Below are 26,329 nucleotides of genomic sequence, written 5' to 3' on the forward strand. Positions count from 1 at the left end.
TGCAGCATATTAAGGCAGATTCGAACTGTCCGAGCCTTAGGTATTTGACGGTCTGAGTGAATAAATTTCCCATTTGCCCAACCTCCTGCCGATACATACGCCTTTATATAACTCTCTCTGATCGAGGATGTTCCTAATCATGTTACAAACCATTCAAGCACGCTATGCAGCAACTTTTATCGGGTTCGTTTTACTGGTAGCAATATTGACTGCATCCGGGATTGCACTCTTTATCACCCCTGGTCTGACCAGCACAGACGAGAGTAAACTTGTCACTGAAGCGGCGGAGATTAGTGCGGTCATCAAAGGAGAATTAGCCCGGGTGCAATCCCAGCAGCGCGTGATTACGGAGGTGGTTCCTGAACTCGACAGTGACAGCATTGACCGCTTGTTACCCAGTATGATCAACCAATATGGTGAGCTTAAGGTTTTTGGGGGTGGAATCTGGCCCCTTCCTAACAAACGTACTGTAGGGCTAGCCAAGCAAAGTACCTTTTTTCACCGAGACGCGAGCGGCAAACTTATACTCAACACCCACTGGAATACGCCCGAATCACAAAACTATTTTGACCAGCCCTGGTATCTCGGCGGGCTAAAAGCGCCGGCAGGCCAGTGCAACTGGGCCGCTGCCTATCGTGATGATGCGAGCCCTGAGCCACGCACCAACTGCGCAATGGCGATTAGCAAAGATGGCGCTCCATACGGCGTAGCCACTGTGGACATTACATTAGGTTTTTTCAACGAACTGGTAGCGCAGAAAGAACGTGATCTACATGCCGAGCTGATGATTGTTGAAAACGACGGCAAGATACTGAGCAACCAGCCTGAAATTCCAGGTAACAACGTACTCAAGAATCTAAGCGATTTGGCGGGCAGCTATCCGTTCACGGCGGCGGTGCTAAGTATGCTCAAAACCCCCGGCTCCCTGCGCACTACCTTTATTGGCAGTAATGGGAAGGAATACACCATGTTCCTTATCCCTGTTGAAGGCACTCCTTGGCAACTGGCAGTGGCGCAGTCTACAGAGCTGTTGACCGCGCAGAGCAGCAACGTGCTCAAGATGTTGGCGAAGCTGCAGATCCCAATGGTTATAGTAATGTTGCTAGTCATCGTGTTTGCGCTAAGGCAACTGATGAAGCGTCTAGCAGTGCTCAAAGCCAATATCGATAACTTGTCGGCCGGTGATGCGGATTTGACCCAGCGCATTGCAATTCGCCAAGAGGACGAGGTTGGTGCAGTAGGTCAGTCTATCAACAGGTTCATCATCTATCTGCAAAAAATGATTACTGAGGTATCCGATTCTTCCTCGGTCATCGCTCAGGGTATAGAACAGCTACGAGGACAATCGCAAGGTACGAATGGCATCCTTAATCGCCATGCGACCGAAACAGATCAGGCGGTAACTGCGATTACAGAGATGAGCTCAACCGCCAATGACGTGGCCCGTAACGCGGCTCAGACTGCGAGCATGACTCAGGTTGCCAGCGAAAAGGCGCGGCATTCCAAAATAGTGGTGGAAGATGCATCAAGTAGTGTTCGAGAGCTGATTTCGGAGGTGGAGGATGCGACCAGTAAGGTGCGTGCGATGGAGCAGGACGCCCAGCGAATCAATGCCGTGCTCGCTGTGATAGGCGAGATTGCGGGACAAACCAATTTGCTTGCACTCAACGCAGCCATCGAAGCAGCGCGCGCCGGAGAACAGGGCCGAGGCTTTGCCGTTGTCGCCGATGAGGTCAGAGCGCTTGCAGGAAGAACGCAAGCCAGCACTTCTGAAATCAACGAAATGCTAACCCGACTGCAGCGCGGCGTTGACGCCGCCGTCGTGGCTATGGAGCACACCAAGGACCGTTGTCAGGCTACGGTAGATAAGACTTCCAAGGTCAATGAAGGTCTGGACGAGATGACTGATTCGGTCGTGCGTATAAATGACCTCAGCACCCAGATCGCAACAGCAGCAGAGGAGCAAAGCGCAGTGACGGAGGAGATCAATAGCAATATGGTTGCGGTCCAGCATATTGTCGACGAGTTGGTCGCTGGGGGGATGCAGAGCGAGAAGAGCACGGCTGCGCTTGCGGCCTCGAATAATAAGCTGATCGCTGTCGTAAGCCGTTTCAAGGTTTAAGCTTTTTTTATACGCTCTGGGCGGGTAGCGGACGCCGATTACCGGTAACCGTCCGGCCAAATCACCTACCGAATTCCAGCATTAGTGGCGATAGTGTCCGTGTATTTTAAGCGGACGCGATCGCCCTTATCGCCAGATTTTCCACGCGACAACGAAGCCCTTATCCCAAACCATTTAGAGCCAGGTCGTCCAGGAATGCCTGCAATCCGGAGCGACGATTTCCAGCGTAGCCATCCATTACGGCATCAATGTCAACGTGATTCGTAACCGTCCGGGAAATACGCCTTTCTGATCCAAGCCCTTAGTGCCAATGTTCGGAAGGTATTGCCTTTAGGCTTATCCAAGGCTCAGAAGCAAATGCTTAATGCGCTTGTCGCCAAAACGTAATGGAGCGGGCATTGTTAGGGTTTGATCGAACACTAAAGAGCAATGACTATGCATGACATCAAAGTTAATCGATACGCGCCAGGCGATGAGCAAGACGTAATGGCTTTGATCGTACATATCCAACGTGAGGAGTTCGGAATTGAAATTTCAGCTGAGGATCAGCCAGACTTAATGCAAATCCAGTCGTTTTACCAGACCGGTACAGGTGACTTTTGGTTAGCCCGTAGACAGGGTGAAGTGATCGGAACAATTGGTCTGAGGGACATTGGCAATGGCGAAGTCGCTTTACGGAAGATGTTCGTTGCAGCGCCTTGGCGAGGGCGGGACTTTGGTGTGGCTAAACAGATGCTTGAACTCTTAATTGAAGCCGCGAAAGCGCGGGGCATAAAACGGATTTATTTAGGTACCACGGAGAGGTTTCTAGCTGCTCATCGTTTCTATGAAAAGCACGGCTTCGAGCTGATAAAACAGCAGGATCTGCCCGCCAGTTTTCCTTTGATGGTGGTCGATACACGCTTTTATGCGTTGGCATTGTAAGTCTGCTGGCACGGGATCGTAAGCAGCTCGCGGTACGGCTGACCAGTCTTCGGCCATTGCGCGCCAGACCAGCGAAGGCATGCAGGTGCAATTTCGCGAGATAGACCAGGTGGCCACCGCGTCCAATGAAATGAGCGCCACCGCACACGACGTCGCAAACAGCGCTTCCAATGCTGCCAGCGCGGCACGCGGCGCGGATCAGTCGGCACGCGAGGGGATGTCGATCATCGAACAAAGCACCCGCGATATCACCTCGCTTGCCCAGGAAGTCAGCAAGGCAGTTGGTGAAGTCGAGGAATTGGCCCTTAATAGCGAACAAATCGGATCAGTACTTGAGGTGATCCGCAGCATTGCCGAACAGACCAACTTGTTGGCGCTGAACGCGGCGATCGAAGCGGCACGTGCGGGGGGGAAAGCGGTCGCGGCTTTGCGGTGGTAGCCGATGAGGTCCGTAACCTGGCCAAAGGCACCCAGGACTCGGTGGAAGAAATTCGTGTAGTGATTGAGCGTATCCAGAGCGGCACCCGTGGCGTTGTGGCGACCATGCACTCGAGCCAGCAACAGGCCCAAAGCAATGCCGGGCAGATCCATGAAGCGGTGAAAGCACTGGGCAAGATCAGCGACGCCGTGACAGTGATCAGCGACATGAACCTGCAGATTGCCAGCGCTGCGGAAGAGCAGAGCGCAGTAGCCGAAGAGGTCAATCGCAACGTCTCGGCGATCCGTACTGTAACCGAAACCCTCACCGGGCAGGCTACCGAGTCCGCGGCTATAAGTAGCCAGCTCAATGCATTGGCCGGCCAGCAGATGAAACTCATGGATCAGTTCAAGGTTTAAATAACCACAAAGGTCTACTGTGGGGGATTGCCCTAAAGACAGCTATTCAAGCTATGGGGCAATCCTCTTTGGTTGAGACTCGAATCCTGATGCAGGTACTCATTCTCCAGACTTTTTTCAGATATCGCCGGTATCAAAGCCGAACTTGAGGCGCTGCAGCGTGGCTTCCGGCAATCACACTTTGCTCGCTGAGCGAATAGTTGGCCGATTGAGCATTGCAAGCGAACTGATGCTGGCGCCGTTGACAGGCGAGTTCCTAATTCAGACGGAGGATGAAAGTATTCGCGCCTCATGGGATACGAGTCATACAGGAATTTTGTATAGTCTCGTTTTTCCGGCTGATCGGATTCCAGATACATGCCTACCGTGAATTTTGCTCCCGACATTCGAGCCGTCACCCAGATCCAAGCCGTTCCAATGATCTTGCGCTTGGTCAAGCACCTCACCGGTCTACGTTTCGCGGCTGTCGTGCGGGTTACGGAAAAGCATTGGGTTACCTGCGCTGTAGATGATTCCCTCAGCTTTGGCTTGCAGCCGGGTGATGAACTGGAATTGGAGTCCACCATCTGCCACGAAATCCGGCAACACCGACAGCCGGTAGTCTTTGGCGATGCCAGTAATCATCAGGTTTACGCGACACACCATACCCCTCTTAAATATGGTCTACGTAGCTATATTTCGGTACCGATCATTCGCGCAAACGGTGAGTTTTTTGGCACTCTGTGCGCGATCGACCCAGAGCCTAGCGAAATCGAGAGGCCAGAGATACTACAGAATCTGACGTTGTTCGCTCAGCTAATAGCCGCCAATCTTGACATCCAAAACTCTCTTGATGCTACTCGGACAGAGTTGGAAGACGTGCGCGAAACCGGTCGTCTCAGAGATCAATTTATTGCGGTGCTGGGACACGACCTGCGCACTCCTTTGAGCGCTATCCGCATGAGCGCAGAGTTGCTGGAGACAAAGCTCACTGAACGGTCAACCCGCAAGTTGGTTCACGCAATCCATAGCAGCACGCAGCGCATGGGCGTGTTGATTGAAAACGTACTCGATTTTGCGAGGGGCAGACTTGGCGGCGGCATACCCGTCAGCCGATCCAAAGTCGATAACCTTCAGGCCGAGATACATCGAGTCATCAATGAAGTACGAAACTCCAAACCAGACGCCCAGATCGAACAGTCCATAGATGTTCCCACTGGCATTAAGTGTGACCCTGTAAGGGTGGGTCAATTGCTTTCCAACTTATTGGGCAACGCCATCACTCACGGCGACATAGCCTTTCCCATCCAGGTGCGTGCCTATGTCGACCGCGAGCACTTGATCATCTCAGTCACCAATGAAGGCGAACCAATCGAACCGGCCCGATTACCCCTAATCTTTCAGCCATATACTCGATTTGAGGAAAGTGGATTAGGTGGTGGCTTGGGGTTAGGTTTGTACATCGCCTCCGAGATCGTCAAAGGGCATCAGGGGTCTATCACCGTGACCTCTACGGCAGACGAAGGCACCTGTTTCCGGGCCTGCTTCCCGCTGATTTGATTCGTGAGGAGTGCCGCGGCCAGTTGGCAATGGCACTGGTAGAATTTCTTTTAGTCCTATTAAAGTGATTGGCCTATAGAGCTTCGATAGTACGTCAGCAACCCAAGCGCGCACCGCTGCCACCGCAGTTTCCTTGCATATTGATTCAGCACGAAACAGACAACAGCCACTGGCGTTGCGGGTACGCCCTCAACCGTCTTGGCGAAGATGCAAGCGAAAAGCTTGACTACAAGTCCGGCTTGTCTACCGCCGAGCGCCGGTTCCTTGGAAATCCGGCATCGCTAGATCTTTTTTAATCCCCATAGTTTCTCCGCTTGCGGCACTCCGCCATAGCCATACGCCGTAGCACGCACGTCTATGATGTGGACGTTCGAATGAGGGTGTACATTCCCAATGCTTTCTGAGAGCAAATCATACGACTCACGCTGATAGCGCAGTTTCTGCGCCACTGTGGTCGTCTCGTCGGTAATCGTGATCTCCAGGCGAAAGCTATTACGCCCCAAGATCTCAAGCGATTTACTGTCGATAAACCACAAACTAGGGTCAACGAACCCAACGATCACCATCGTTTGCGATGGCTGCTTGTCCAGAACGCGTGCAGTGAGTTCAGTCAGCTTCTGGCTGAGTTGGGACGCTAAGGCAGCATCAGGCGCCCCAGATAAGGTCAGAGTGATACCCGGCATTTCAGTAATCCTTGTAAGTGATGTACCGGTAACTTAGCCTTTGAACATCGTCCTAAAAAGCGGGAAAATCAGTGCTCATCTTCCTGTTTATCCGGAACTTGCATGTACCACTTCGATCTTACCCAGCTCCGCGTCTACTTGGCTGTCTGTAACGCAGGCAGTATCTCTGCAGCCGCTCCGGCCCTCTTTCGCTCGACCTCCGCCATCAGTGAACAACTGCGGAAGCTGGAAGATGCCGTCGGGGTCGCGTTGCTCATTCGAAGCAAGCAAGGCGTCCGCCCCACCCCTGCGGGTGAACGACTCATGCGCCACGCCAAGCAGATCCTCACCCTGGGCGAGCTGGCGCTGTCCGATGTTCGAGGCGAACAATTCGAAGGTGAGATACGCTTGGCGATAACCGATTACTTCCGCCCCGACGACATCGCCGGACTACTGAAAAAACTGCGTGAGTGGCATCCACGACTTCGACTTCATGTGGTGATGAAAAAGAGTCTGGAAATTGACCAGGCAAGTGACTACCTGGACATTGGCTTAGCCATGCGTTTCAGCGAGCGCGTGTTCGCATCCAGCACCTTTGATGTGAGGCGGGAACCACTCCACTGGGTAGCCGCTTCTGGATGGGCTCCAGAGCCTGGGCAGCCGCTGCCACTGCTCGCGATCAGCGGGTGCGGATTGTCGGAGTACAGTTGCCAAGTGTTGGAACGCGACCATGTCGGATATGAGATCGTTTACTCGACCTCGGGGGTGGCGGGGCTGCAATCGGCATTAAGGGCAGGGCTTGGCATTGCGTGCCTAAACGCGAGTGCCATACCGCTTGGCGTCGAGCCCTACAGAGCTGGCCTGCCTGCGTTGGCACAAGCCAGGTTCCTGCTACTTCCTCCGCGTAAGGGGGAGTCTGCGCTAGTGGAAAATGTGCGGCAATTGTTGCTGGGTTATCTCGCATAAGGTCAGAGATAAGACAATCCTCGTATCAGGCACATCCATATGCCTACCTGTAGGATGTGCTGACGCTGTTGTCGACGCAGCGGGCAAGTAGGATTTTAGGACTGATGCCACAGGTGGCGTCGCCGTGCAAGACGACTTGCCCGGACGCATACCTTAGATCGATCTCCATAGATGGATGAGTCAATCAACTGATGAGGACATTCGCGCGGACCTGGGCAAAATGAAATCGTTGCGAGTGAATGTCCTCACGTAGCGCAAATTTAGCTTGGTAGGTAACACCGAATATCGCTGTTGGCCGGCAGCCCTTAACAAAAGGCAGCACTGGGCAAATAGCGATCATAGCTGTCTGTAATAGCTTAAGCGACTCATCATCTGCACTCTGGGCCCAAGAGTTTTCTAACCTCGGCAATGATCAAATCGATGTTGAATGGTTTTACCAATACAGAATCAAACAAGTCCGATCTCTGCATTCCGATATGTGCCTGGGCACCGCTCATCAAAATGATTGGCAAACTTTTCGCGGAAGGAAGCGCTCGCACAGCTGTGGCAAATTCTAGCCCATCCATGCTCGGCATCATAAAGTCAGTAATGATCAAGGCTGGACGCTCCCTCTCCAGCACCTCGAGCCCTTTTCGACCATTGCTGGCCGTAACTACCATGAACCCCTCATCCTCCAGCGCGAAGCAGAGGATGTCAGCGATCAAATACTCGTCGTCGACGACCAGGATGGTAGTCATGTTATTTCAACCCATTCAAAAGCTTAAGAAATTGAACCGGGCGATGACTCAGTGGGAACTGATGGTTCATGTCTTGAAGCCTTTCTCAGGAAAACGCCTTGATCACGGATGACGACCTCAAACCTCGAAGGGTCGTAAGAGCTATCGCGTACTTTAAGAATGGAAAGCGTCCTGCTTAGTTCAGAGTGATTCTCAGAGAAACGCATCAGCATCAGGTTGTCGACGATGCTGGACAAGTCAGAGTTGGGTGCGCTGACCTCGGACCCAAAAAGATCACGCATCTCCCAAGATGCAAATACCGTAACGCCCCTGGCGCGCAGCTCGTTCATCAGCGCACTGAAGAAATCAGTAATCCGGGCGGGGTTTGTCGACACTCGTGTCATACCACTAAGGCTATCGATGAACAGGCGCTTGATGCCCTTTTCTTCAACGATATTTAACAGTCGTGCTCCCAACCCATCCAGAAGGCCTTCAGTAGTAGGCTGCCAGGCAATGCTAAGCGCGCCGCTGTCTTCCATACCTTTGATGTCGATACCAAGTGACTGACCTTTGAGTCGCAAACGTTGTGGGCTCTCGTAGAAGCCGAAATGCAGTCCTGGAGCATCCACCGTCGACTCGGCCAGGAATTTCAGGCCCAGAGTTGTTTTTCCAATCCCAGAAGGGCCCATCACTAGAGACACGCTGGAGCTGTAAAGGCCTCCGCCCAATATGGCGTCCATTGATCCTATGCCACTGCCAATACGCGTCATGTCTGCGCTGTCTTGGGCAGACGGGTGGCTGTAGAGACTTTCGAGGCGTGGGTAAACCACCAATCCGCTGTCGGTAATTTCGCACTCATGCAGACCGGTCATCGCTCCACTACCACGAGTTTTGCGCAGTTGAATTCGGCGTGCAGAGCGAGTGCCAAATAACTCCTCACCCATCTCAATTACACCATCAACCATAGTGTGCTCAGGGCTTCCGTCATCGAGTCGGGAGCTGGTAAGAAATAGCACGGTGCAACCCGCAAACGCAGCATGTCCTTGCAACTCTGAAATGAACTTCTTGGTGTCTATGGGCGAATCTGCTTTAGAGCGTGCATTGAGCAAGCCGTCTACTACCATTACGGTGGCTTTTTGGCGGCTAATCTCACGCCGAAGCAGCTTTACTACCTCATCCAGCCCGTCGTTTTCCAGAGTGTCAAACGCGCTTACAAATTGGATTTCGGCGCCGACTTTGGAGGAATCGAAAAAGGTCATAGTAGAAAGAAACTGGAAAAGACGATCATGTGATTCGGCCAGCAACGTGGCGACCAGCACGCGACCTCCATTCTTCGCATGATGGAACCCAAGCTGGTTGGCGAGGATCGTTTTTCCAGACCCTGGGCGCCCTTGAATTATGTATGAAGCGCCTGCGACCAGCCCTCCCTTGAGCAGAGCGTCGAGCCCTTGTATTCCACTTTGGAGGCGTTTTAGCTTTTCCACGATGCGACCCTGATCTGAAAGCAGGCTGTTTTAAGCCCTATGATGCGGAATCCTAACGCCATTTTCGCTCGGGGGCCATTCTCGCCTAGAGCTTGGTTAACTCAGAGCGATATATGAATCGTCCCAGATTTTTTAAACATTGAGCGACCGCTCCTTGCCATTCAATGTCGATAAAGGGTTGCTGGGGGATGGTTCAAATTCGTTGCAAATTGCTGTTTAGGTCGATTACAAATTAGACGTCAAGTCAGTGCAATATTCAGGTGTCAGCGGGCATGATGAAGCGCCTCTTGCCATCGGCGCGTTGAGCTAATCATCACACGCTCATTACTCAAGGACGATCCCAATGCCAAATAAATCTGAAGCCAACATAGCTATAGCGGACGCTCTCACACTGCTCCTGCACAACCAACACGCCCTAGCAGCGGCCCTTGAAGAAGTGACCAAATGGGTCTCAGAGAATGGAGTGGTGAATGTCGCTGCTAACGCAATGGGAGCTATGGAAACGCTAGACGACAATGCACGAGGCATCACCAACGCGATTATGCACCTACGCCAGTTATAGACCCATCTGGCGCTCGCGGCGTCCTCGCAAGTGCGAGCTGAAGGGCCGGTAGCTGGCCGGAAGCATCATCCTGCGCAAACTGGCGCTGGCGGTCATCTGCTCACCCCTTCCCGAAGAAAAACGCGGTCGGCAGCGGCAATACCGTACAAAAGGTCAAACGGCTCCGGATTGAAACTAACGAAGGCGAGACGCCATCACTTGAAGGTCATCAGGCTAAATTACTGCTAACGACGCCGGCCAGCTGGACGTTGAGGGGAGTCCGGGACCGTGTAATTTGGTCGTGCTGCTGTACCAGGAGCTAGGTAGGGAAGAAGCCGCGCGGCTGATAACTGGCAACCTGCTGGAGCGGCGCGCATCAAACACCTTCAGGTGAGAAGAAAGGGCGGCAAGCCCGCTATTTGCCATTGGCGCAGAAACGGTCAATTTTACGCACGGACTGCAGCAGCTGCCGCTTGAACGTCTCGGTCGACTCATGCGCATCAGGGTCGGTAGTCTTGTGTTCACCGGTATAGAACACATGCCCCTTGATCTTCTTAATATGGCTCAGCAGTCGAAAGGTTGAGCGCCTTAACTCCATGTACTTTCGGACATTCCAGACCGCGTACGACTGCGAGCCCTTCTTTCCTATTTACACAGCTGCGTTGCGATGCCATCAAGCTCGCGGTCGAAACTAGCTTTCTCACCTGCGCTCAAGAAGCCTTGCTGGCTTACAAAATCGTCGGTCTCGTTTCGGATGGCTTGGACACGTTTGATCATACGGTCAGCTTCAACTTGAGTGATATTGCGGGCTTTTCGTGAAGTACCGATATCGGCACTCAAGATATTCGCTCGCGCCGATATGTGAGCTTGTCCCAGGTCACTGATCTGACCTCCTGTTTCACCAACCACTGCCTGCTGGCCTTGAATGTCACAACTCGGCAGATCGGTGCTCTGCTCTGCAGCTGCGGCGTTCAGACTCAAAGCTAGCAAGGAAATCAAGACTCTGTATCTCATGTTTTTTTTCCTAAGATTTTCGCACTGGGAGCTGCGCAATGATGCACTGACCTACATTTCAAAGAGCGCGGTGTTGCTCGTAGTATTTATTAGGGGTGATAAAATAGGTTATCACCCTATTTCAGCCGAGCAGGCCGTATGTCGATTTTTGAGCCGGTGCACGCCTTTTTCCGTAGACGTGCGGTAAAAACCCTGAATGACGCGGCCGCTTGCGTGAACTTGGTTAATCGCCGCCAAGAATCCCCCCGGGGCAACTTCGTGTTTCCCGGTACCGACTACTTGGACGACATCGAGGTCGGTGGCCATCGCGTTGGCCACGTCGATTACGGCATCAATCCGCTGGGCGATCGGCTGTATATCAACATGCTTGAAATTGTGCCGGCGCAGCAGGGTCAGGGCATCGGCCTCGGCGTGCTGTGGCAGTTGTGGTGCGCGCACCATGTGCCGATTGTGCCGCTGTACCAGTACACCTCATCCGACGGGTTCTGGTACCGGGCCCGCCGGCGATTTGCTGCGGCTGGCGCCGTGCTCGAGGACGAGCTGCGCGGCGTCCAGGAAATGGAGCTGGAACAGCAGCGCTGGCAGCACCTGGTGCCCGAGGCTGAGGACAAACGCTTGATCCGTGAATACTGGGAATGGGTCGCCGCTGAACACGCGGCAGGTCGACCCGCAGGGCCGGGCATTCCATGAACGGCCTCACTCCCCCCAGTCCACGGCCGTGCTGTTGCCGGCCGGCGAACGACGGCTGAGCGCCGTGGAGTTTCAGCAGCTGGCCGGTGTGCAGGCAGCGGTAGAATGGTTCGCCAATATCGACAACCCGCGCACCCGCCGCGCCTATCAAAACGACCTGGAAGACTTCCGCAGTTTTGTCGGCCTCACCGGCGCCGAGGAATTCCGCGCCGTCACCCGCGCGCACGTGCTGGCCTGGCGGGCCCAGCTGGAAACCCAGGGACTGGCCGGGGCCACCATCCGGCGCAAACTGGCGGCGCTGGCCAGCCTGTTTGATCACCTCCTGGAGAACAACGCCGTCGCCGGCGGCAACCCGGTGCACGGGGTCAAACGACCCAGGATCGAAACCAACGAAGGCAAGACGCCGGCACTCGATGATGACCAGGCTAAATTGCTGCTCGATGCTCCCGGCGTGTCTACGCTCAAAGGCGTGCGGGACCGCGCGATTTTGGTGGTGCTGCTGTACCACGGTCTGCGCCGTGAAGAAGCAGCGCAGCTGATGACGGGTCATCTGCAGGACCGGCGCGGCATCAAGCACCTGCAGCTGAAAGGGAAAGGCGGCAAGACCTGCTATTTACCGCTGCATCCTGTTGCGGCCGAGCGTATTCATGAGTACCTGGAGCGCGACAGTCAACGCGAACCGGGCAATGGCCCGCTGTTCCGCTCGATCCGTGGTCGCACTGCCGGCGGCGCAGTTACGGGTAACGGGATCTACAAGGTGGTGGCCCAATGGCCCACGCGGCGGGCATCCAGGTTGACGGCCTGGGCGTGCACGGGCTGCGCGCGACGGCTGCAACCAATGCCCTTGAGCATGATGCCGATATCGCCAAGGTCCAGGTCTGTTTAGGGCATGCCAACATCAGCACGACGCGCCTCTACGATCGGCGAGGCAAGCGGCCGGAGGATTCACCCACGTACAAGGTGAAGTACTAAAGCGCGGGTACCGGCTTTTGCTGCACCGCCAGAAAGGTGGCGCGCATCAGCTGCGTGACCTGCAGCTGTAGATCCTCACAGGCTTCAAAAAAAGCCAAGGGCGCGTCGTCGGTACCGTCCTCGAGCAGGTTGGCCATTTCTTGGACGAGTTCACCCATTTCCTGCAGCTGCTGTTTAATTTGAGCGGTGTTGAGCATGGTCGTTATCTCCAGCGGGGTTTATGTGTCGGTACCGCTTCGGTAGTTTCCAACCTGGCCAGCCAGAACGCGCCTGCTGCAGCGCCCCCCAGGATCAACGCAGTGACGCAATGCGATACCACTGAGGCCCAATATTTAAACGGTTCTCCGGCGAGGGTGTAAGCCGTCCGGGGGCCCCATTTGTTGGTCGACAGGGTGCTACCGCTCAGCAATTCCTGGGCAATGCTGAAGATCAGTAACGCGGTGGTGGCTACCAGCAGGTAGCCCACGATGCGGGACGCCCAGGCGCCGAGCTTTGGCTTCGACATACGGATTTCCGTGGCGGCAGTGAAGGTTTACTTAAGCACGTAGTTACGTTTCAGTTCGACGATGCGCACTCTGTTGATGGGCCTGGGCGGTGGCCTGATCCGCCTCAACAACGCCGTAGGCGACTGCTGCGGTGTACAGTTCGTCAAGCTCCACCAGGTCAACAAGTTCCTGGAGCTGAGACTGCATTTCTTCATAAATGGCCTTCTTATTTTCCTACCTTAGTGGGACTGATGCTTCTCCATATAGCGAAGCACCTCGAATCGATCAGCATGAACCAAGGCGCATGCTGAATAATCACCTTCCCAAACAGCCGTAGCCCAAGTTCCCTCTAGCCCTGCATTCCAGAACGCTCCCCATTTCCCATTTGGTAGCTCCAGCAAAAGCCATTCTGGAAATGGACACTTCCGTGCCAGGCTCAAAACATATTCGTCATGATGCGGTTCGCTCGGCATTCCCATACAGTGTTGCTCCTTTTTCCTAGAGTGATTCATCCCACTCGATTTCAGGTGCACTGTAGTCAAAGCTGTAATTGCCCAACGTACCGGTCTGCTCACCTTTGGTAATCTTAGAGAGAGCCTGCTGATACCCGTCATCGTCCGTACTCCTTAACTTGAGCTCGAACAAAGCCTGATCCAGAAGCTTCTCTAAGGCCTTTGGAGAACTAGCTTCAACTGTGATGATGATTTTTCCAGGTGCAATTACTTTCATATCTGCTTTCCTACCTATTATCGGTCACACCAGCCGCGACCAGTAAGTTCGCGTCAGTTAATTTGATCACTGCCTTGGCCGCTCCCAAGCAAAATACGGGGCCGTTTGGGTGTCCGCCCTCTATCCTTGCATCCGAAAAGCTTTCAGGGCAGAACGACACTTCGTCGATCTTGATGATCCCCGCGCTCTTGTAGATCGTTAGTAAGCGTCTGCCAAAGTCACCTTGTATGACTCAGAACGGTATAAGCAGTCCTTCAGAAAGCCGTAGGACGGCTGATAATCCATGGCCTGACCTCATCCGGCGTCATGAAAAGCCTCGTTTATCGCGTTGAGCAAAGTAGCCCTTATAGGCGCGTCACCCTCTCACCTACCAATCCTCAAATACCCGAAAGTCATTCTCTCGGGCATTTGAGCATCCGGTAAAAAAACTTGTAACTCAGTTCACCTTGAACCGTCCCACCAGCCCCTGCTGTTGCTCGGCCAAGCGGGCTAACTCGCGGCTGGTGACGGCGGTTTGTTCAGCACCGGCGCTGACCTGGATAACCAGAGTGTTGATGTCGTTTACGTTGCGGTGGATCTCCTCGGCAACCTGACTCTGTTGTTCTGCCGCCGAGGCGACCTGTATGTTGCTGTCGCTGATGGTCGCGATGCCCTCGGCTATTTCTTCTAGCAACTCCCCTGCGCGCACTACGTTGCTCGCGCCTTCTTGAGCCTTCCCTAGAGTTTCCTGCATGGAAGTGGCGGCACGGTCGGAGCCGGATTGCAGATTGGCGATCATCTTCTGGATACTGACGGTGGAATCCTGAGTCTTTTTGGCCAGATTCCGCACCTCATCGGCGACCACGGCAAATCCACGACCCTGCTCACCGGCACGGGCAGCCTCAATGGCAGCGTTCAAAGCTAGCAGATTGGTTTGCTCTGCTACACCACGAATCACATCCAAAACCGAGGAGATGGAATAGCTTTCACCCTTGAGCTCCTCAATGATTCGGGATGTTTGTTCGGCCTGAACCTCAAGCCCTTTGATCAAGCTGATGGTGTTCTCGATTTCAGCCTTGCCCTGCATAGTGCTGGCATTAACGCGCTGCGACATCTCTGCGGCGTCGGTAGTGCTGCGCGCCACGTCTTTGACCGTGGCGCTCATCTCGCTGATGGCAGTGACCACCTGATCGGTGCCTTGACGCTGCTGGACGACGTTATTGCTAGTTTGCAGGGCCACAGCCGAAGACTGCTCGGCGGCGGTCGCGACCTGCGCCGTGGCACTCCCGATCTCACGGATCACTTCACCGATCTGTATGGCCATGTTATCCAGGTTACGCGAGATCTCGCCAAACTCGTCTCTGCCGGTGTAACGGGTTCTGGCAGTTAGGTCACGCGTGGATAGCGAAATAAGGGTGCGGTTCACGTCGACCACAGCGATTTTGATATTGCGAATAATCACCGAAGCGAGCCACAGCACCGCAATCAACATCAGAATGACGGTGGCTATTGCGACATACAGACTGCGCTGGGCATCGGTACGCGCGACATTGGCTAGGCTCACGACCGTCTGGCCCAGTTCAGCCTCGACCTGAGCCATCATGTCGATACGGCTGGTGGAAAGGTTGAACCAGTCTTCGGGTTTGATATTAAGCGGATCGCCTAGAGGCGTATCAAATCCGAGTTTTTGCAGGCGAGCTACATCGACGGATGCGGGCTGTTGTAGAACCGCATCCAGCTTATTTTTGAACACGGCAGGAGCCCAGCGTTGAAAGGCCTCGAAATAGCCGGAGAACTCGCCCATGTTGCGGCTGAAACGTGACAACAGCGGCGCATCAAAACGGTTTTGGTTGAATGCCAGGCCAAGCAGTACACGCTCTCGACCAGAGCGCTCTTTCATGTCTACGAACTGATTGAGTGAACTCAGCCCACGCAGGATTTCCGGATCCTCAATGCTGGTTTCCAGTGAGTAAGAGAAGCCGATCAAATTTTTGATAAGATCGGTGAATCGGGTGCCGGACTCGCCGTTATTGATTGCGAGCGTGTCCACCTGCTGACGCAGTCCGGCCAAACCATCAATTGCGCGCAGCATCTTGTCAGGCGCGATAAGACCCTCGGTCGATTGCGCATGCATCGCGCTCACCGCACGGTCGGTTTCTTGGCGTAAGACTTTCAACTTGTCCTGCATCGTCTTACCACCGCTGCCCAGAAACACGCCGCTTGCGCCGCGCTCACGCTGGATAGTGGTTACTACGTCACTGAGTTTCTGCGCGGTGCCGGTAGCGGTGACCGCTCGGTTCATCTCGCTCAGTGTCTCTCGTTTGTCAGCTACAAAAATCCCGGCGAAGACCAGAAAGCCCAACAGGGGAAACATCAAAATAAGCAGTAGCTTTGTACTCAAAGGAGCATTTCTAAGCATGGCAGGCCTCAGGGCTTGAAGATGTTGTTTAAAGCTATCCAAGGCGAACGTTCTATGAAGTCGACGTCTGATAGAGCCCAGGATGGTTCAGTAGTAGCCTGCCGTAGCCAGTTTTTTCTCCGTTCGGAATGTTTCGGCTGAAACCAGCAAAGCTTTACCTGTAGCTAAGCAGGCGCCCAGCTATGTGGTAGCAGTCGCTCGATCTCGCTGGCCCGCTGCGTCGGCAGCTGCGTCAGCACATCCTTGAGATAAGCATACGGATCATGCCCGTTCATACGTGCCGACTGGATCAGGCTCATGATCGCCGCCGCCCGTTTGCCGCTGCGCAGCGACCCAGCAAACAACCAGTTCGACCGCCCAAGCGCCCACGGCCGGATCAAGTTCTCGATCTGGTTGTTGTCGATGGGCACAGCACCATCGTCCAGGTAGCGCGTCAGCGCTACCCAGCGTTTAAGGCTGTAATCCAGGGCCTTGGCCGTAGCAGAGCCCTCGGGCACAAGTTCGCGTTGGGCCAGCATCCACTCATGCAGTTTTTCAGCGATGGGCACCGCCGTTTCCTGGCGTAATCGCCAACGGTCTTCGTCGCTCATTTCCTTAGCGTGTCGCTCGACTTCGTACAGCCCGCCAATCGAGTGAAGCGCCTGCTCAGCCAACTGGCTTTTATTCGCGACGTGCAGGTCGAAGAACTTGCGGCGCGCGTGGGCCATGCAGCCGATTTCGGTGATGCCCAGCTCGAAGCTTGCCTTGTAGCCGGCAAAGTCGTCACAGACCAGCTTGCCGCTCCACGTGCCCAGGAAGTTACGCGCATGTTCGCCGGCACGGCTGGGGCTGAAGTCGTAGACCACGGCCTTGAGTGCCGAGAATGGCGTGCTGCTATAGGCCCAGACGTAAGCGCGGTGGGTTTTCTTCTCTCCTGGAGCCAGCATTTGTACCGGTGTTTCATCGGCGTGGACTACGCGCTGGGCCAGCACTGCTTCGCGCAGCGCATCGACCAGCGGCTGAAGCTGCACGCCGGTTTGACCCATCCACTGCGCTAGTGTCGAGCGCGGGATGGCAAGGCCGGCACGGCCGAAGATCTTTTCCTGTCGATAGAGCGGCAGGTGGTCGGCGAATTTGGCCACCATCACTTGCGCCAGCAGGCCGGCAGTGGGGATGCCTGGCCGTTTGCCGCTTACAATGCAGGACCCAGCAGTTTTTTGTACCACAAACAAAAAGCCCACCTTTCGGTGGGCTTTGTGTGTACTGTCGTACATCCCTCGGCGAAATCAATCCTGCTGTAGGTTGACTCCTATCCAAGTGGTTAGTGGCACAATAATATGGCTAAATGACGGCTTCGTCAACTTGGGTCCAATTTCATGTCTTTCACGTCGCCTGATCTTGCCAAGCAGACTGCCCTTTCCATGCCAAGGATGGGCACCTACTTGATCGCTTGCAGCAACAAGCCTTCGCCTCTGAGCGCCGCCATCCACTTATACGCTTGGAACGCAGCGATTTCGGCTGCTTTCATCCATCCTCTTCATTTCTGTGAGGTTGTGGTCCGAAACGCCGTATCTGAAGCTTTGACTGCCACCTATGGCGCTCACTGGCCCTGGAGCCAAGGTTTTTTTCTGAGTTTGCCTGACCCAGCCGGTTCAGCGTTCAAGCCGCGTCAAGCTCTGTTGGCAGCTAGGCAGAAAGCAGAACAAAGCGCTGGTGGTAACCCGCCGTCTACGGACAAGGCGATTGCCGAAATGAGTTTTGCTTTCTGGGAGTCCATGTTTACTGCACGTTACGATCACGGGCTCTGGGATAACCATATTAAGCGCCTGTTCCCACACGCTCCGGCTGCTCTTCCTTATCACAAGCTACGCGCGGAAATTCGAAACGCCTTGGAGGCGACCCGAAAATTTCGCAATCGCATTGCCCACCATGAGCCCATCTTCGCACGCCAACTCGCGCAGGACTACGCGCGAATTCATAGGGTCGTCAGATATCGCTGCGACCAGACTGCTGCCTGGATGTCCCAGACTCAGACGGTCAATACGGTATTGGCTACCAAACCCTGACGATCACATCGTAACTTTCATCCGGTCTGCCGGGTACTCACGCATGAACTCCATGCTTTCGCCTGTAGGCGCTTTAAGCCAATCTCCGTAAAGTCCCTTGGGCAGGATAATCACCATGCGCTTTTCATCTTCGGGTTTATGAATGCAGTGTCGGGCCTGACGCCAAGCGGTGCGAAAAGACGGCTTCGCACTCGCGGTCTCTGATCGGCAATTGTAGGTTTTCCGTGCGATTTTGGTGTCTTTGCTCCAGCAAGGGATTAGGCCGAACGAACCAACCAGTACTTCATTCGACGCCGGCGACTCTGCCTCGAGGTCGACGTGTTCCGCGCTGCGGATGAAGGGCCCAATGTAACCTGGCCATAGATTCAGCTTCCCCTGTTCATAAGGTTCAACGCCGAAGGTATCAGCTACCCGCTGCGGCGCCGGTGCTTCGTAATGACTGCACATTCTGAAACTCCCTCAATTCTGACGCCTCAATTAGCATTTACCGTCCAGAGCTGATCAAGTCTGGTGGTGTAGTTCGGGCTCATCAACTCACGACGCATCGCCCAGGCCGGCGCCGCTGGTACAGCTGCCGCGCGCAACGTTCCACGGCCCCACCGGCTGTTGATTTCATCGAGAACGTTCATCACCTTGTCCGCTGCAGCTGGTTGCGCGTGTGCGAACAGATCGTCAGTGAATTCACCTGGTTGACGAAGATCCATCAACAAAATCTCAGCCTTGCTGTATCGGAACCCTGGGCGGAACAGGCGTTCCACCGCCTGTGTCGCGGCCTTGGTGATCAAACGCACGTCATTGGTAGGGTAGGGTAGCTCCACGACCACGCCGTTAGCGTAACGAGCCTCATCGGGGTTAAACATGCCGGTACGAATGCTCACGCGGATCTTTTTGCACAGTGAATGCTGAGCCCGCAACTTCTCCGAAGCCCGCTGCGCGTACGTGGCCACCGCCTCTTTAATCGGCTCGATCGTCTCCAGGCGCATGCCGAACATTCTGCTGCAGCAGATCTCCTGCTTGGCCGGTTCCGCCTCTTCCAGGACCAGGCACGAAGTGCCGGCGAGCTCGCGCACGGTTTTCTCCAGGACGACGCTAAATTTGCGGCCGAGCAAGAGCGGATCCGCCTTGGCCAAGTCCATGGCCGTGCGGATACCCAAGGCCTGCATGTGCGCGGTCATGCGTCGACCGATGCCCCACACCTCTTCTACGGCGGTGTTGCGCAACACCCAGTCGCGTTTGAACGGATTGCACAGATCCACGACACCGCCGGTTCGCGCCTGCAGGCGTTTTGCCGTGTGATTGGCCAGTTTGGCCAGGGTTTTGGTGTGGGCAATCCCCACACCCACCGGGATACCGGTGTGCTTTAGGACCTTGGCACGGATCTTTCGTCCGAATTCTGTGAGGTCGCCGGGCATACCGGTCAGGTCGCAGAATATCTCATCGATGGAATAGACCTCGCTGTCGCTCACCATCGATTCAATCAGCGTCATGACTCTTTCGGACATTTGCCCGTACAGAGCGTAATTGCTGCTGAAGGCCACAATGCCTTGTCGGCGCAACGTGTCCTTGATCTGGAAATAGGGCGCGCCCATTTTGACGAAAGGTTTGGCGTCGTAGCTTCGAGCAATCACGCACCCATCGTTGTTGCTCAATACCACGATCGGCGTGCTGGCCAGATCCGGACGGAACACGCGCTCGCAACTGGCGTAGAAGCTGTTGCAATCCGCTAGCGCAAATATTGGCAAAGCAGGAGTGAGGCCGGCCTTAACCCTCATGGTCGCGTACGCTGTAGTTGACCACCCCCCATATCACCAGCTCGTCGCCTTCCATTACGCACCTGGGGGGATATTTAGGATTTTCGGCCATCAAAATCACTTGGCCACCGCGACTGTGCAGACGCTTGCACACGCATTCAGCGTTGAGCGCCGCAATAACGATATCGCCATGACGAGCTGTTTTGCTTCGGTCAACGATCACCAGGTCACCGCTGAAAATGCCGACACCTTGCATACTGTCGCCCTGGATCTTGGCCAAGTAGACATGTGGTGCACGGATTTCAAAAAGCTCATCCAACGAAATCATTTTTTCCAGGTGATCTGCAGCCGGCGATGGAAAGCCGGCCGAGACAGGATTGGAGTACATCGGCAGGGACTGACCGTCGGCGGCGATGGGACCAAGAAGGGTCGCGCTCATAAACTTGGCCTGGATAATTACTGTATGGATAGCCAGTTAACTGCGTGCTCACCGTGTCGTCAATTTGAGCCGACCAAGTGTCATCTTCAATCCAATCCTCACGAATTCGCCGCTCTCAAATACCCAAAGCCTCCAAACTCCTATTTCTTACTGCGCTCAGGACGACCATCCGGTCTTCTGTACCTGAATCCATATCAGGTACGGTGCCATGCTCGAAATCCTTATCCACCTTAGCGAGACGCGGCGCTGGCTGTTTTCACTGCTACTGTTCTTGTCCACTGCGTCCCACGCGGAGACGTGGGTCATTACAAACCGAGCACATCCAGTATCCGCACCTTCTGGCGCTCGCGTCATCTTCTTGGATGATCAGCAGCGCCTTGAAGAACAAATTTCCAACCAGCTACCAGCCGACCCACGCCAGGCAGAAGCGGCCATTCAACGCTACCTGATCAGCCCTGCAGGGAAGCATCTGCAAAACGAACTGGCCCAAGCCCAGCAGGGCGTCACAGACGCCTGGAGCCTGCGAGTCGAAAAACTCCCAGCCGTGGTCGTAGATCGTCGCTACGTCGTGTACGGCGAGCCTGACGTAGATAAAGCCGTCGCGTTGATTGAACGAGCGCGGAGCCTGTCACGATGAGACGCTCACGTTTTGCGATCCGGCCTTTGTCGCTGGCTATCACTTTCAGCCTGTCATTCAGTGCATCGGCTGCGATCAACTCGGCAGCGATTATTGCCTCGACCCTGTCACCAACCTGCCTGGAGTACAAAGTGGTCGGCATCTGCTATTGGCTGCTCTGCACGCCATTCGGATGCAAAGTCAAAACCTCGACCAAGGTTCGTCACTACGTACCGGACGCTGTGGTGTCTGCATATGCGAATACCGGGATGAACCCTTGGATAGAGATGTCACCTCTTGGCACCCCGAATCCGATGGCCCAAGCGGGCAACGACGGCACTACCAATCACGTTGCCGAGAACAACATCATCAAATTTAAGGAAGCCGATGTCATCGGCCATCCAGGTGGTGCGGCGTTAAGTCAGTTTGCCAGCGCCTCGGGCTATGTATGCAAAGGCGCAACCTTACCGCTTGTGCCTTACTTTCTGAGCACCCTTGACCCCATTGCTTGGCGATACGGCGTCCCGGAATCCGTATACCCCGAAGCACTCATTCCGGGCATGCGTGAAGTCGGCAGCCTGCTCTCAGCAAGCAGCTGGGGGAACGTCTATCCGCGTAGCGGCTTCCTTAATCAGACTGACGACTACAAAACGGGCGCAGTTATTGCGCAGCGTGCCGGCGACGTAGTTACCCGCCCAGGCCAGGTCCATGTCTACTTGCCGATGCTCGCCCTTCCCTACCCCGGCTACTGGCCTGCAGGGCCGCTACGCGAAGGTGACGACTCCACTGGTAAGTGGCAAGAGCTCACCCCAGTCCTCAACCTGACTTGCGCAACCTTTCCCACCATCGGTCTGAACATTGATGCGCAGGATGGCGGCTACGCCTGGGCACTCTGGCGCCCTTATTCGTGTTGCCAGCGTCGTGGCCAGACCTTCCTCGGCAGTACGGACTTCCAATGAAACAGCGATCGGAGCAAAGCATGAAACTCACTACCTTGGCGATAGGACTCGCCTGCAGCCTCAGCAGTGCAATAGCGCTCTCTGCTGATCCAATCAACGTCTCATCCTCCGGAAGCGTCATTGGGGATAACGTGCTGTATAGCATTGGCGGCGGCAACGCGGTCACCATGGGGAGCGCAGGCAACATGGATAGTATTTCTGTGGGAGGCGGTTGGAATACCAATCTAATCTGCGGAAACATGAGCCTGAGCACAACCCTTGAAAACCAATTGAATGGTGCCACTTCCGGCTTCAAAAACATCATGAGCTCGGTGGTACAGAGCGCCACCAGCGCTGTGGCTTCGCTGCCGGCACTGATTCTTCAACGTGCGAACCCGGCGCTATACAACCTCATCACCAACGGCATTTTGCAGGCCCGCCTGGACTTCGACCGCTCCAAAGGCACCTGCCGCGCCATTGGCGAAAAGATGGCGGATATCGCCGGCAACCAAATGGGCTGGGGCAAGCTTGCTGAAGGTCAGGCTATGAGTCAGGCGCTAACATCCAACACGGACGCAGTATCGGCGGTGGAACAAGTCGAAAAGAAAGGTGGCAACGATGGCGTCACTTGGGTTGGTGGTGATAGAGCAGGTGGTTCCGGTCAGAAGCCAATTCGTATCGTAGGTGACGTCACCAAGGCGGGCTACAACCTCCTGAACAAGCGCGCGGCCGGCGACACCGCATCCATCAGCAAAGCGAACTGCAACAACGGCATGGTATGCAATGTCTGGTCATCGCCCCAGGAAGCCACCACCTTTGCCAATCGTGTGCTGGGGGAACAACAACAGCAGACCTGTGACAGTTGCCCTAAAACGGTGACAGCCGCAGGCGTCGGCCTCACGCCGCTGATCCAGGAAACGTACGACACCAAGCTGAAGGCCCTGCAGGAACTACTGAGCGGAAGCAAAACGCTGTCACTAGAAAACCTGGAAGCAGCGAGCAGCAACTCGTTACCCATCACCCGAGGCGTTGTAGCAGCACTCAAGGATGAGCGCGACCAGGACGTACTCGCTCGCCGGCTTGCCTCCGAAGTCGCGTTGTCCGATGTGTTGGAGAAAGCTCTGACCCTGCAGCGCACCTTGATGGCAGGCAGTCGGGAACCGAACGTCGCGGCTAATGACCTCGCCGTCCAGGCAGTCGGCCAGCAGAGCTCCTCGCTGCAACAGGAGATCGGCAATCTCAAAATGGAACTGGACATGCGTCAGCAGCTCGCGAAGAACTCGCCTCTGACCATCATTGAACGCAGCAAAGCACGGGCAGAAGACTCTCGTGGTGTGTCCTCGGGGGCACCAGAAACGGATCGATTGGACCAGTTGCAGTCACCCGCCCAGAACAAACAGTGAGAAAGGCCATGACCGATATGCCGGAGCCTGTCACCGCCCCCAACCGCTCGCTGGTTAGACGAACCGGGAGGAGCATTCTGCTTGTTCTGGGTGTTTTGCTCGCGACTACCGCCCTCGTAGTACTACTCAGCGCTGCCTTGATGAACATGTTCGACAGCGCTGAACAATGGCAAGCCTGGCGTACCGACCACTACTGGTCGCTCTTCACCTGGCGCCTGATGCTTTATATCGCACTGGCCGTTGCCTGGTTCAAATTCAAGGCTCGATTATCGAACTCAGAACGCTCGAAACGGCGCAAAGGCCTGTTGAAAATCGAGGTGATGGTGATCCTATTATTTCTGATGGTTGAGCTGAGCAAGGTGCTGTATCAGGCAGGGGGTGACTCGTGACGCTCTACACCAATGATTATTTGGAGTACTACCTGACGTTGGTCGGTTGGATCATCAACAATGGTATCTGGGCGATGATTTCAGATACTGGCCTATTCGCTCTTCCCTTCTGCATCATCGTTATTCGAGAGTGGCTGAAAGTCCGTGGTGAGGGGGCCGATGAGGGCAACAAAGGAGTTCTCTCACTGGCACGTATCGAGACCAATATCTACGTTGGCTACATCGTCGTCGCATTCTTCGCTGTACCAGCCGTCAATGTGAGTTTTGATACCCTGGCATTTGACCAGAGCAGAGCTCAGCAGTGCCAATACAACTTACCTAAACCCACAGACACAGGCTGGAACACTACATTCAGCTCGCTGGCAGGAAAGAGTGCCCAGATGCCCATGTGGTGGGCATTAATGCATGCGTTATCAAAGGGATTAACCAGTGGCGCTGTAGCAGCAATCCCCTGCGGAACTGATCTACGGCAAGTACGCATGGAGGTTAGCAACACCAAGATAAACAACCCGCTATTGGCTCAGGAAATTGGCGACTTCACGCATGATTGCTATGGACCCTCCCGTGCCAGATTATTCATGCGCCAACCCGAGTTGGGAGCGCAAGGGAATGACCCTCGTTTTGCACAAGAACTCAGCTGGATTGGTTCGCACTATTTATTGAACACCTCGGGGTACTACGACACGGACTACTCCAAAACTCCAAGGGCCTCATGGCCCTATAGCGCATCTCGCGATGTGGGTCTACCACAAGTGAGTGGAGGTGGAGGCTATCCTACTTGCAAACAATGGTGGTCGGATAGCGGAGTGGGACTGCGGGATCGTATCAAGGCTCAAGTGTCGCCGGACCTCATGACAAAAATGCTCGGCTGGGCAAAGTGGCTATCCCCGGAAGATGTGACTGACTCGCTTGTTCGGCAGCTGGTCTCGCCGTCGAACCAGGTGAAAGGGGATGTTTATACGGATTACGGGGGGCAAATCAATGGAACCGTGTGGAATGGAGCAGCCCGGGCAGCGGGGACTCTCGGAGTTGCATTAGGATCTATGGCCTATTTCCCAGCCATGGACATGGTTCGCCAAGCGCTACCGATGGTCATGGCTTTTTTGAAAATGGCGATGGTGATCTGCATTCCGTTGGTATTGATCGTCGGAGCTTACCAACTTCAAGTTGCCATGACCTTGACCGTGACGTTTTTTGCCCTGATCTTCGTGGACTTCTGGTTTCAACTAGCAAGATGGGTAGACAGCACAATACTCGATGCATTGTACGGAGCAGGATCACCATATCTTTCATTTGATCCAGTAATGGGATTGAACACTGCCACTCAGGATGCAATCTTGAACTTTGTGATGGGAGCAATGTTCATTATTCTGCCAGTGTTTTGGATGGGCGCCCTAGGTTGGACGGGAGTTAAGGCAGGCTCAGTACTGGGCGGGCTACAAACAGGTACAGATGGGGTTCAAAAAGCTGGCTCCCAAGGGGGTGGACTAGCGAAACAGGCCCTGGGGGACATTTCAAGCAAAAAAACTTAGAAGATTGGTCAAGTTAGTGAGGATGTGTTAGCGGCATCCTCAACTATTCATCATCAGAGTCAATCCGTGCACCGTTCGAATATTGGCCATAACCGGATAGGCCGTATCGGAAGCCATCTTCCGACTCAACGGCCCCATGCTGACCGTCTAGGATAGAAGAATCCCCTTTCACAATTGCATGCAAAATCAGCACTGTAACCAGGACACCCATGAATACACTGGCAATCCAATGAAACATCCCCACTGAAAAATACAGCAGCACCAACGCCACCGCGAGACGCTTGACCCAACGCAACGTGCGGTTCTGACTGCACCAAACGAGGCGCACAGCCTGACCCAGGCCATAGCCTAAGCGACTTGCTACCCCCTGAGAGGTCTGCGTGGTCATGGGGCGTCTCCTTCCAACCCCATCTAGGGGCGATATGACATTACTTATAATACCGATTTTTCTCTGCCGCAAGATCCTGAGACAAACGGCCGTTACCCTCGGTACCTAACGCCCGCTCGATTCACTGCAGAAATGGCCCAAAAGGTAAAAGGTTCTGTAAAAGCGAATGGAATGGTTCACAAGGGTAAAAGCCTTACCCGAAAGGGCCGCTTTCAGCGGGGAAAAGGACCAATCCCATCAACGCATCTCCCGAGTCGAATGCATTTCAACTAACTCGTCTTCTGTAAAATTACTAAGCAAAGAAAAGTATTCAGCTCTGGACTCAACCGTCAACGGCTGGATAGAACCTAAATTAATAAGAGTTGAAACCGCCTCGTCAGGAGTCATTTCGCTAGTGAGTGGAGCTCTTTGCTCAGAGTAATAAACCTTGTCAGACGCAACAGCTACATCCAGCAGTTCACGTACTTCACCATAACGAACGGAACGCGCAGCGGTTAGAAACACTCCATCAAAAACGACCAAGACGCTATCGACGTGAGGAATAATATATTTAGCTAAGGCGACAACCAGAGGAAGGTTGTTGTTCCACCTTGCTTCTTCATCGTCAATATCATTCCCTACGCTAGCAAAAAGAACGATCTCGTCACACTTATTGTCACGTATCAAATCACAAAGTGCCCAAACATTATCTGAGGTTGATTTCGTAGCGTAGCGAAGTGAAACCATCATTTTTTCCTCACATGGTCGAT

24 protein-coding genes and 6 pseudogenes are annotated in these 26,329 nt (G+C 54.4%); 16 read left to right on the forward strand and 14 right to left on the reverse strand.

Translation table 11 applies throughout. The features are described from left to right. Window positions 1-400: 400 nt before the first annotated feature. The 6 genes and pseudogenes from BFP96_RS31685 to BFP96_RS28800 all read left to right on the forward strand — a co-directional run. A pseudogene (locus BFP96_RS31685) lies at window positions 401-1,264 on the forward strand (cache domain-containing protein); the annotation flags it as partial. Window positions 1,265-1,576: 312 nt separating this feature from the next. Continuing rightward, a pseudogene (locus BFP96_RS31690) lies at window positions 1,577-2,122 on the forward strand (methyl-accepting chemotaxis protein); the annotation flags it as partial. 429 nt (window positions 2,123-2,551) lie between these two features. Then, window positions 2,552-3,046 (forward strand): GNAT family N-acetyltransferase, encoded by a 495-nt coding sequence (locus BFP96_RS04430; protein ID WP_065935699.1) that lies wholly within the window; start codon window positions 2,552-2,554, stop codon window positions 3,044-3,046. Window positions 3,047-3,071: 25 nt separating this feature from the next. Beyond that, window positions 3,072-3,883, forward strand: a pseudogene (locus tag BFP96_RS04435) (methyl-accepting chemotaxis protein); the annotation flags it as partial. Window positions 3,884-4,240: 357 nt separating this feature from the next. Beyond that, a complete protein-coding gene (locus BFP96_RS04440) occupies window positions 4,241-5,422 on the forward strand; it encodes a GAF domain-containing sensor histidine kinase (protein ID WP_065935700.1) in 1,182 nt (393 codons plus the stop codon). A gap of 89 nt (window positions 5,423-5,511) precedes the next feature. Beyond that, window positions 5,512-5,691: pseudogene (locus tag BFP96_RS28800) on the forward strand (IS66 family transposase); the annotation flags it as partial. A gap of 12 nt (window positions 5,692-5,703) precedes the next feature. On the opposite strand, the gene BFP96_RS04445 reads toward BFP96_RS28800, so the two are convergent. Then, on the reverse strand, window positions 5,704-6,105 hold the full coding sequence (locus tag BFP96_RS04445) for a tautomerase family protein (protein WP_065935701.1): 402 nt from the start codon (window positions 6,103-6,105) through the stop codon (window positions 5,704-5,706). Window positions 6,106-6,207: 102 nt separating this feature from the next. Here BFP96_RS04445 and BFP96_RS04450 point away from each other — a divergent pair, with 102 nt between their 5' ends. After that, the gene (locus tag BFP96_RS04450; protein WP_065935702.1) at window positions 6,208-7,050 is read left to right on the forward strand and encodes a LysR family transcriptional regulator; all 843 of its coding nucleotides are present in this window, start codon (window positions 6,208-6,210) and stop codon (window positions 7,048-7,050) included. A 368-nt stretch (window positions 7,051-7,418) separates the two neighbouring features. Here BFP96_RS04450 and BFP96_RS04455 read toward each other — a convergent pair whose 3' ends face one another. Both BFP96_RS04455 and BFP96_RS04460 read right to left on the reverse strand, forming a co-directional pair. After that, the gene (locus BFP96_RS04455; protein ID WP_065935703.1) at window positions 7,419-7,787 is read right to left on the reverse strand and encodes a response regulator; all 369 of its coding nucleotides are present in this window, start codon (window positions 7,785-7,787) and stop codon (window positions 7,419-7,421) included. Between the two features lie 23 nt (window positions 7,788-7,810). Beyond that, window positions 7,811-9,253 carry an ATPase domain-containing protein gene (locus tag BFP96_RS04460; RefSeq protein ID WP_164420286.1) on the reverse strand — a complete coding sequence of 481 codons (1,443 nt, stop codon included), beginning with the start codon at window positions 9,251-9,253 and terminating at the stop codon, window positions 7,811-7,813. 340 nt (window positions 9,254-9,593) lie between these two features. Here BFP96_RS04460 and BFP96_RS31105 point away from each other — a divergent pair, with 340 nt between their 5' ends. Further along, window positions 9,594-9,812, forward strand: a complete 219-nt coding sequence (locus BFP96_RS31105; protein ID WP_065935705.1) for a hypothetical protein — start codon at window positions 9,594-9,596, stop codon at window positions 9,810-9,812. Window positions 9,813-10,436: 624 nt separating this feature from the next. Here the strand turns inward: BFP96_RS31105 and BFP96_RS04475 are convergent. Further along, the gene (locus BFP96_RS04475) at window positions 10,437-10,805 is read right to left on the reverse strand and encodes a hypothetical protein (RefSeq protein WP_065935707.1); all 369 of its coding nucleotides are present in this window, start codon (window positions 10,803-10,805) and stop codon (window positions 10,437-10,439) included. Between the two features lie 138 nt (window positions 10,806-10,943). Between BFP96_RS04475 and BFP96_RS04480 the strand changes: the two genes are divergently transcribed. Together BFP96_RS04480 and BFP96_RS04485 are read left to right on the forward strand one after the other, a co-directional pair. Beyond that, on the forward strand, window positions 10,944-11,495 hold the full coding sequence (locus tag BFP96_RS04480) for a GNAT family N-acetyltransferase (RefSeq protein ID WP_065935708.1): 552 nt from the start codon (window positions 10,944-10,946) through the stop codon (window positions 11,493-11,495). 28 nt (window positions 11,496-11,523) lie between these two features. Beyond that, window positions 11,524-12,467: pseudogene (locus tag BFP96_RS04485) on the forward strand (tyrosine-type recombinase/integrase). Here the strand turns inward: BFP96_RS04485 and BFP96_RS04490 are convergent. The 5 genes and pseudogenes from BFP96_RS04490 to BFP96_RS04510 all read right to left on the reverse strand — a co-directional run. Further along, the gene (locus tag BFP96_RS04490; protein ID WP_065935709.1) at window positions 12,464-12,664 is read right to left on the reverse strand and encodes a hypothetical protein; all 201 of its coding nucleotides are present in this window, start codon (window positions 12,662-12,664) and stop codon (window positions 12,464-12,466) included. The pseudogene BFP96_RS04485 and the gene BFP96_RS04490 overlap by 4 nt on opposite strands. A gap of 5 nt (window positions 12,665-12,669) precedes the next feature. Continuing rightward, window positions 12,670-12,972: a hypothetical protein gene (locus tag BFP96_RS04495; protein WP_065935710.1), complete on the reverse strand. Its 303-nt coding sequence runs from the start codon at window positions 12,970-12,972 to the stop codon at window positions 12,670-12,672. A 478-nt stretch (window positions 12,973-13,450) separates the two neighbouring features. Further along, window positions 13,451-13,681 (reverse strand): hypothetical protein, encoded by a 231-nt coding sequence (locus BFP96_RS04500; protein ID WP_065935711.1) that lies wholly within the window; start codon window positions 13,679-13,681, stop codon window positions 13,451-13,453. A 436-nt stretch (window positions 13,682-14,117) separates the two neighbouring features. Further along, window positions 14,118-16,034, reverse strand: a complete 1,917-nt coding sequence (locus BFP96_RS04505; RefSeq protein WP_043205934.1) for a methyl-accepting chemotaxis protein — start codon at window positions 16,032-16,034, stop codon at window positions 14,118-14,120. A gap of 209 nt (window positions 16,035-16,243) precedes the next feature. Beyond that, window positions 16,244-17,236 (reverse strand): annotated as a pseudogene (locus BFP96_RS04510) (IS66 family transposase); the annotation flags it as partial. Window positions 17,237-17,434: 198 nt separating this feature from the next. On the opposite strand from BFP96_RS04510, the gene BFP96_RS04515 reads away from it, so the two are divergent. Continuing rightward, on the forward strand, window positions 17,435-18,124 hold the full coding sequence (locus BFP96_RS04515; RefSeq protein ID WP_207225380.1) for an Abi family protein: 690 nt from the start codon (window positions 17,435-17,437) through the stop codon (window positions 18,122-18,124). A 3-nt stretch (window positions 18,125-18,127) separates the two neighbouring features. Here BFP96_RS04515 and BFP96_RS04520 read toward each other — a convergent pair whose 3' ends face one another. From BFP96_RS04520 to BFP96_RS04530, 3 genes are read right to left on the reverse strand one after another with little or no spacing between them, the layout of a single operon-like run. Next, window positions 18,128-18,571, reverse strand: a complete 444-nt coding sequence (locus BFP96_RS04520; RefSeq protein WP_065935712.1) for an SOS response-associated peptidase family protein — start codon at window positions 18,569-18,571, stop codon at window positions 18,128-18,130. A gap of 26 nt (window positions 18,572-18,597) precedes the next feature. Continuing rightward, on the reverse strand, window positions 18,598-19,896 hold the full coding sequence (gene umuC, locus BFP96_RS04525) for a translesion error-prone DNA polymerase V subunit UmuC (protein ID WP_065935713.1): 1,299 nt from the start codon (window positions 19,894-19,896) through the stop codon (window positions 18,598-18,600). Then, on the reverse strand, window positions 19,886-20,314 hold the full coding sequence (locus BFP96_RS04530) for a LexA family protein (RefSeq protein ID WP_065935714.1): 429 nt from the start codon (window positions 20,312-20,314) through the stop codon (window positions 19,886-19,888). Before BFP96_RS04530 ends, umuC begins: the two co-directional genes overlap by 11 nt. A gap of 208 nt (window positions 20,315-20,522) precedes the next feature. Between BFP96_RS04530 and BFP96_RS04535 the strand changes: the two genes are divergently transcribed. The 5 genes from BFP96_RS04535 to BFP96_RS04555 are packed head-to-tail and all read left to right on the forward strand — an operon-like array spanning window position 20,523 to window position 25,192. Continuing rightward, on the forward strand, window positions 20,523-20,951 hold the full coding sequence (locus tag BFP96_RS04535; RefSeq protein ID WP_083216585.1) for a TIGR03757 family integrating conjugative element protein: 429 nt from the start codon (window positions 20,523-20,525) through the stop codon (window positions 20,949-20,951). Further along, window positions 20,948-21,889, forward strand: coding sequence for a TIGR03756 family integrating conjugative element protein (locus tag BFP96_RS04540; protein ID WP_065935715.1), 942 nt, complete (start codon window positions 20,948-20,950; stop codon window positions 21,887-21,889). Before BFP96_RS04535 ends, BFP96_RS04540 begins: the two co-directional genes overlap by 4 nt. Continuing rightward, window positions 21,886-23,271, forward strand: coding sequence for an integrating conjugative element protein (locus BFP96_RS04545; RefSeq protein WP_371321885.1), 1,386 nt, complete (start codon window positions 21,886-21,888; stop codon window positions 23,269-23,271). The genes BFP96_RS04540 and BFP96_RS04545 overlap by 4 nt, the downstream gene beginning before the upstream one ends. Before the next feature lie 8 nt (window positions 23,272-23,279). Next, complete coding sequence (locus BFP96_RS04550; protein ID WP_065935716.1) at window positions 23,280-23,660, forward strand: hypothetical protein; 381 nt, start codon at window positions 23,280-23,282, stop codon at window positions 23,658-23,660. Next, window positions 23,657-25,192: a conjugal transfer protein TraG N-terminal domain-containing protein gene (locus tag BFP96_RS04555; RefSeq protein ID WP_065935717.1), complete on the forward strand. Its 1,536-nt coding sequence runs from the start codon at window positions 23,657-23,659 to the stop codon at window positions 25,190-25,192. Before BFP96_RS04550 ends, BFP96_RS04555 begins: the two co-directional genes overlap by 4 nt. A 43-nt stretch (window positions 25,193-25,235) precedes the next feature. On the opposite strand, the gene BFP96_RS04560 is transcribed toward BFP96_RS04555, so the two are convergent. Together BFP96_RS04560 and BFP96_RS04565 are read right to left on the reverse strand one after the other, a co-directional pair. Further along, window positions 25,236-25,580, reverse strand: a complete 345-nt coding sequence (locus BFP96_RS04560) for a DUF3742 family protein (protein WP_065935718.1) — start codon at window positions 25,578-25,580, stop codon at window positions 25,236-25,238. Between the two features lie 237 nt (window positions 25,581-25,817). Next, window positions 25,818-26,306 (reverse strand): hypothetical protein, encoded by a 489-nt coding sequence (locus BFP96_RS04565; protein WP_065935719.1) that lies wholly within the window; start codon window positions 26,304-26,306, stop codon window positions 25,818-25,820. Window positions 26,307-26,329: the final 23 nt, after the last annotated feature.

This window comes from Pseudomonas sp. 34 E 7 (assembly GCF_900005715.1).
GTDB classification, from domain to species: Bacteria; Pseudomonadota; Gammaproteobacteria; order Pseudomonadales; family Pseudomonadaceae; genus Aquipseudomonas; species Aquipseudomonas orientalis_A.

Bases quoted from the DNA above. Each gene is read 5' to 3' on its own strand.
- BFP96_RS04565 (WP_065935719.1), bottom strand. From the start codon at position 26,306: ATGGTTTCACTTCGCTACGCTACGAAATCAACCTCAGATAATGTTTGG.
- BFP96_RS04545 (WP_371321885.1), top strand. From the start codon at position 21,886: ATGAAACAGCGATCGGAGCAAAGCATGAAACTCACTACCTTGGCGATA.
- BFP96_RS04515 (WP_207225380.1), top strand. From the start codon at position 17,435: ATGTCTTTCACGTCGCCTGATCTTGCCAAGCAGACTGCCCTTTCCATG.
- BFP96_RS31105 (WP_065935705.1), top strand. From the start codon at position 9,594: ATGCCAAATAAATCTGAAGCCAACATAGCTATAGCGGACGCTCTCACA.
- BFP96_RS04475 (WP_065935707.1), bottom strand. From the start codon at position 10,805: ATGAGATACAGAGTCTTGATTTCCTTGCTAGCTTTGAGTCTGAACGCC.
- BFP96_RS04440 (WP_065935700.1), top strand. From the start codon at position 4,241: ATGCCTACCGTGAATTTTGCTCCCGACATTCGAGCCGTCACCCAGATC.
- BFP96_RS04445 (WP_065935701.1), bottom strand. From the start codon at position 6,105: ATGCCGGGTATCACTCTGACCTTATCTGGGGCGCCTGATGCTGCCTTA.
- BFP96_RS04495 (WP_065935710.1), bottom strand. From the start codon at position 12,972: ATGTCGAAGCCAAAGCTCGGCGCCTGGGCGTCCCGCATCGTGGGCTAC.
- umuC (WP_065935713.1), bottom strand. From the start codon at position 19,896: ATGAGGGTTAAGGCCGGCCTCACTCCTGCTTTGCCAATATTTGCGCTA.
- BFP96_RS04550 (WP_065935716.1), top strand. From the start codon at position 23,280: ATGACCGATATGCCGGAGCCTGTCACCGCCCCCAACCGCTCGCTGGTT.
- BFP96_RS04520 (WP_065935712.1), bottom strand. From the start codon at position 18,571: ATGTGCAGTCATTACGAAGCACCGGCGCCGCAGCGGGTAGCTGATACC.
- BFP96_RS04560 (WP_065935718.1), bottom strand. From the start codon at position 25,580: ATGACCACGCAGACCTCTCAGGGGGTAGCAAGTCGCTTAGGCTATGGC.
- BFP96_RS04455 (WP_065935703.1), bottom strand. From the start codon at position 7,787: ATGACTACCATCCTGGTCGTCGACGACGAGTATTTGATCGCTGACATC.
- BFP96_RS04430 (WP_065935699.1), top strand. From the start codon at position 2,552: ATGACTATGCATGACATCAAAGTTAATCGATACGCGCCAGGCGATGAG.
- BFP96_RS04480 (WP_065935708.1), top strand. From the start codon at position 10,944: ATGTCGATTTTTGAGCCGGTGCACGCCTTTTTCCGTAGACGTGCGGTA.
- BFP96_RS04530 (WP_065935714.1), bottom strand. From the start codon at position 20,314: ATGAGCGCGACCCTTCTTGGTCCCATCGCCGCCGACGGTCAGTCCCTG.
- BFP96_RS04535 (WP_083216585.1), top strand. From the start codon at position 20,523: ATGCTCGAAATCCTTATCCACCTTAGCGAGACGCGGCGCTGGCTGTTT.
- BFP96_RS04505 (WP_043205934.1), bottom strand. From the start codon at position 16,034: ATGTTTCCCCTGTTGGGCTTTCTGGTCTTCGCCGGGATTTTTGTAGCT.
- BFP96_RS04540 (WP_065935715.1), top strand. From the start codon at position 20,948: ATGAGACGCTCACGTTTTGCGATCCGGCCTTTGTCGCTGGCTATCACT.
- BFP96_RS04450 (WP_065935702.1), top strand. From the start codon at position 6,208: ATGTACCACTTCGATCTTACCCAGCTCCGCGTCTACTTGGCTGTCTGT.
- BFP96_RS04500 (WP_065935711.1), bottom strand. From the start codon at position 13,681: ATGAAAGTAATTGCACCTGGAAAAATCATCATCACAGTTGAAGCTAGT.
- BFP96_RS04490 (WP_065935709.1), bottom strand. From the start codon at position 12,664: ATGCTCAACACCGCTCAAATTAAACAGCAGCTGCAGGAAATGGGTGAA.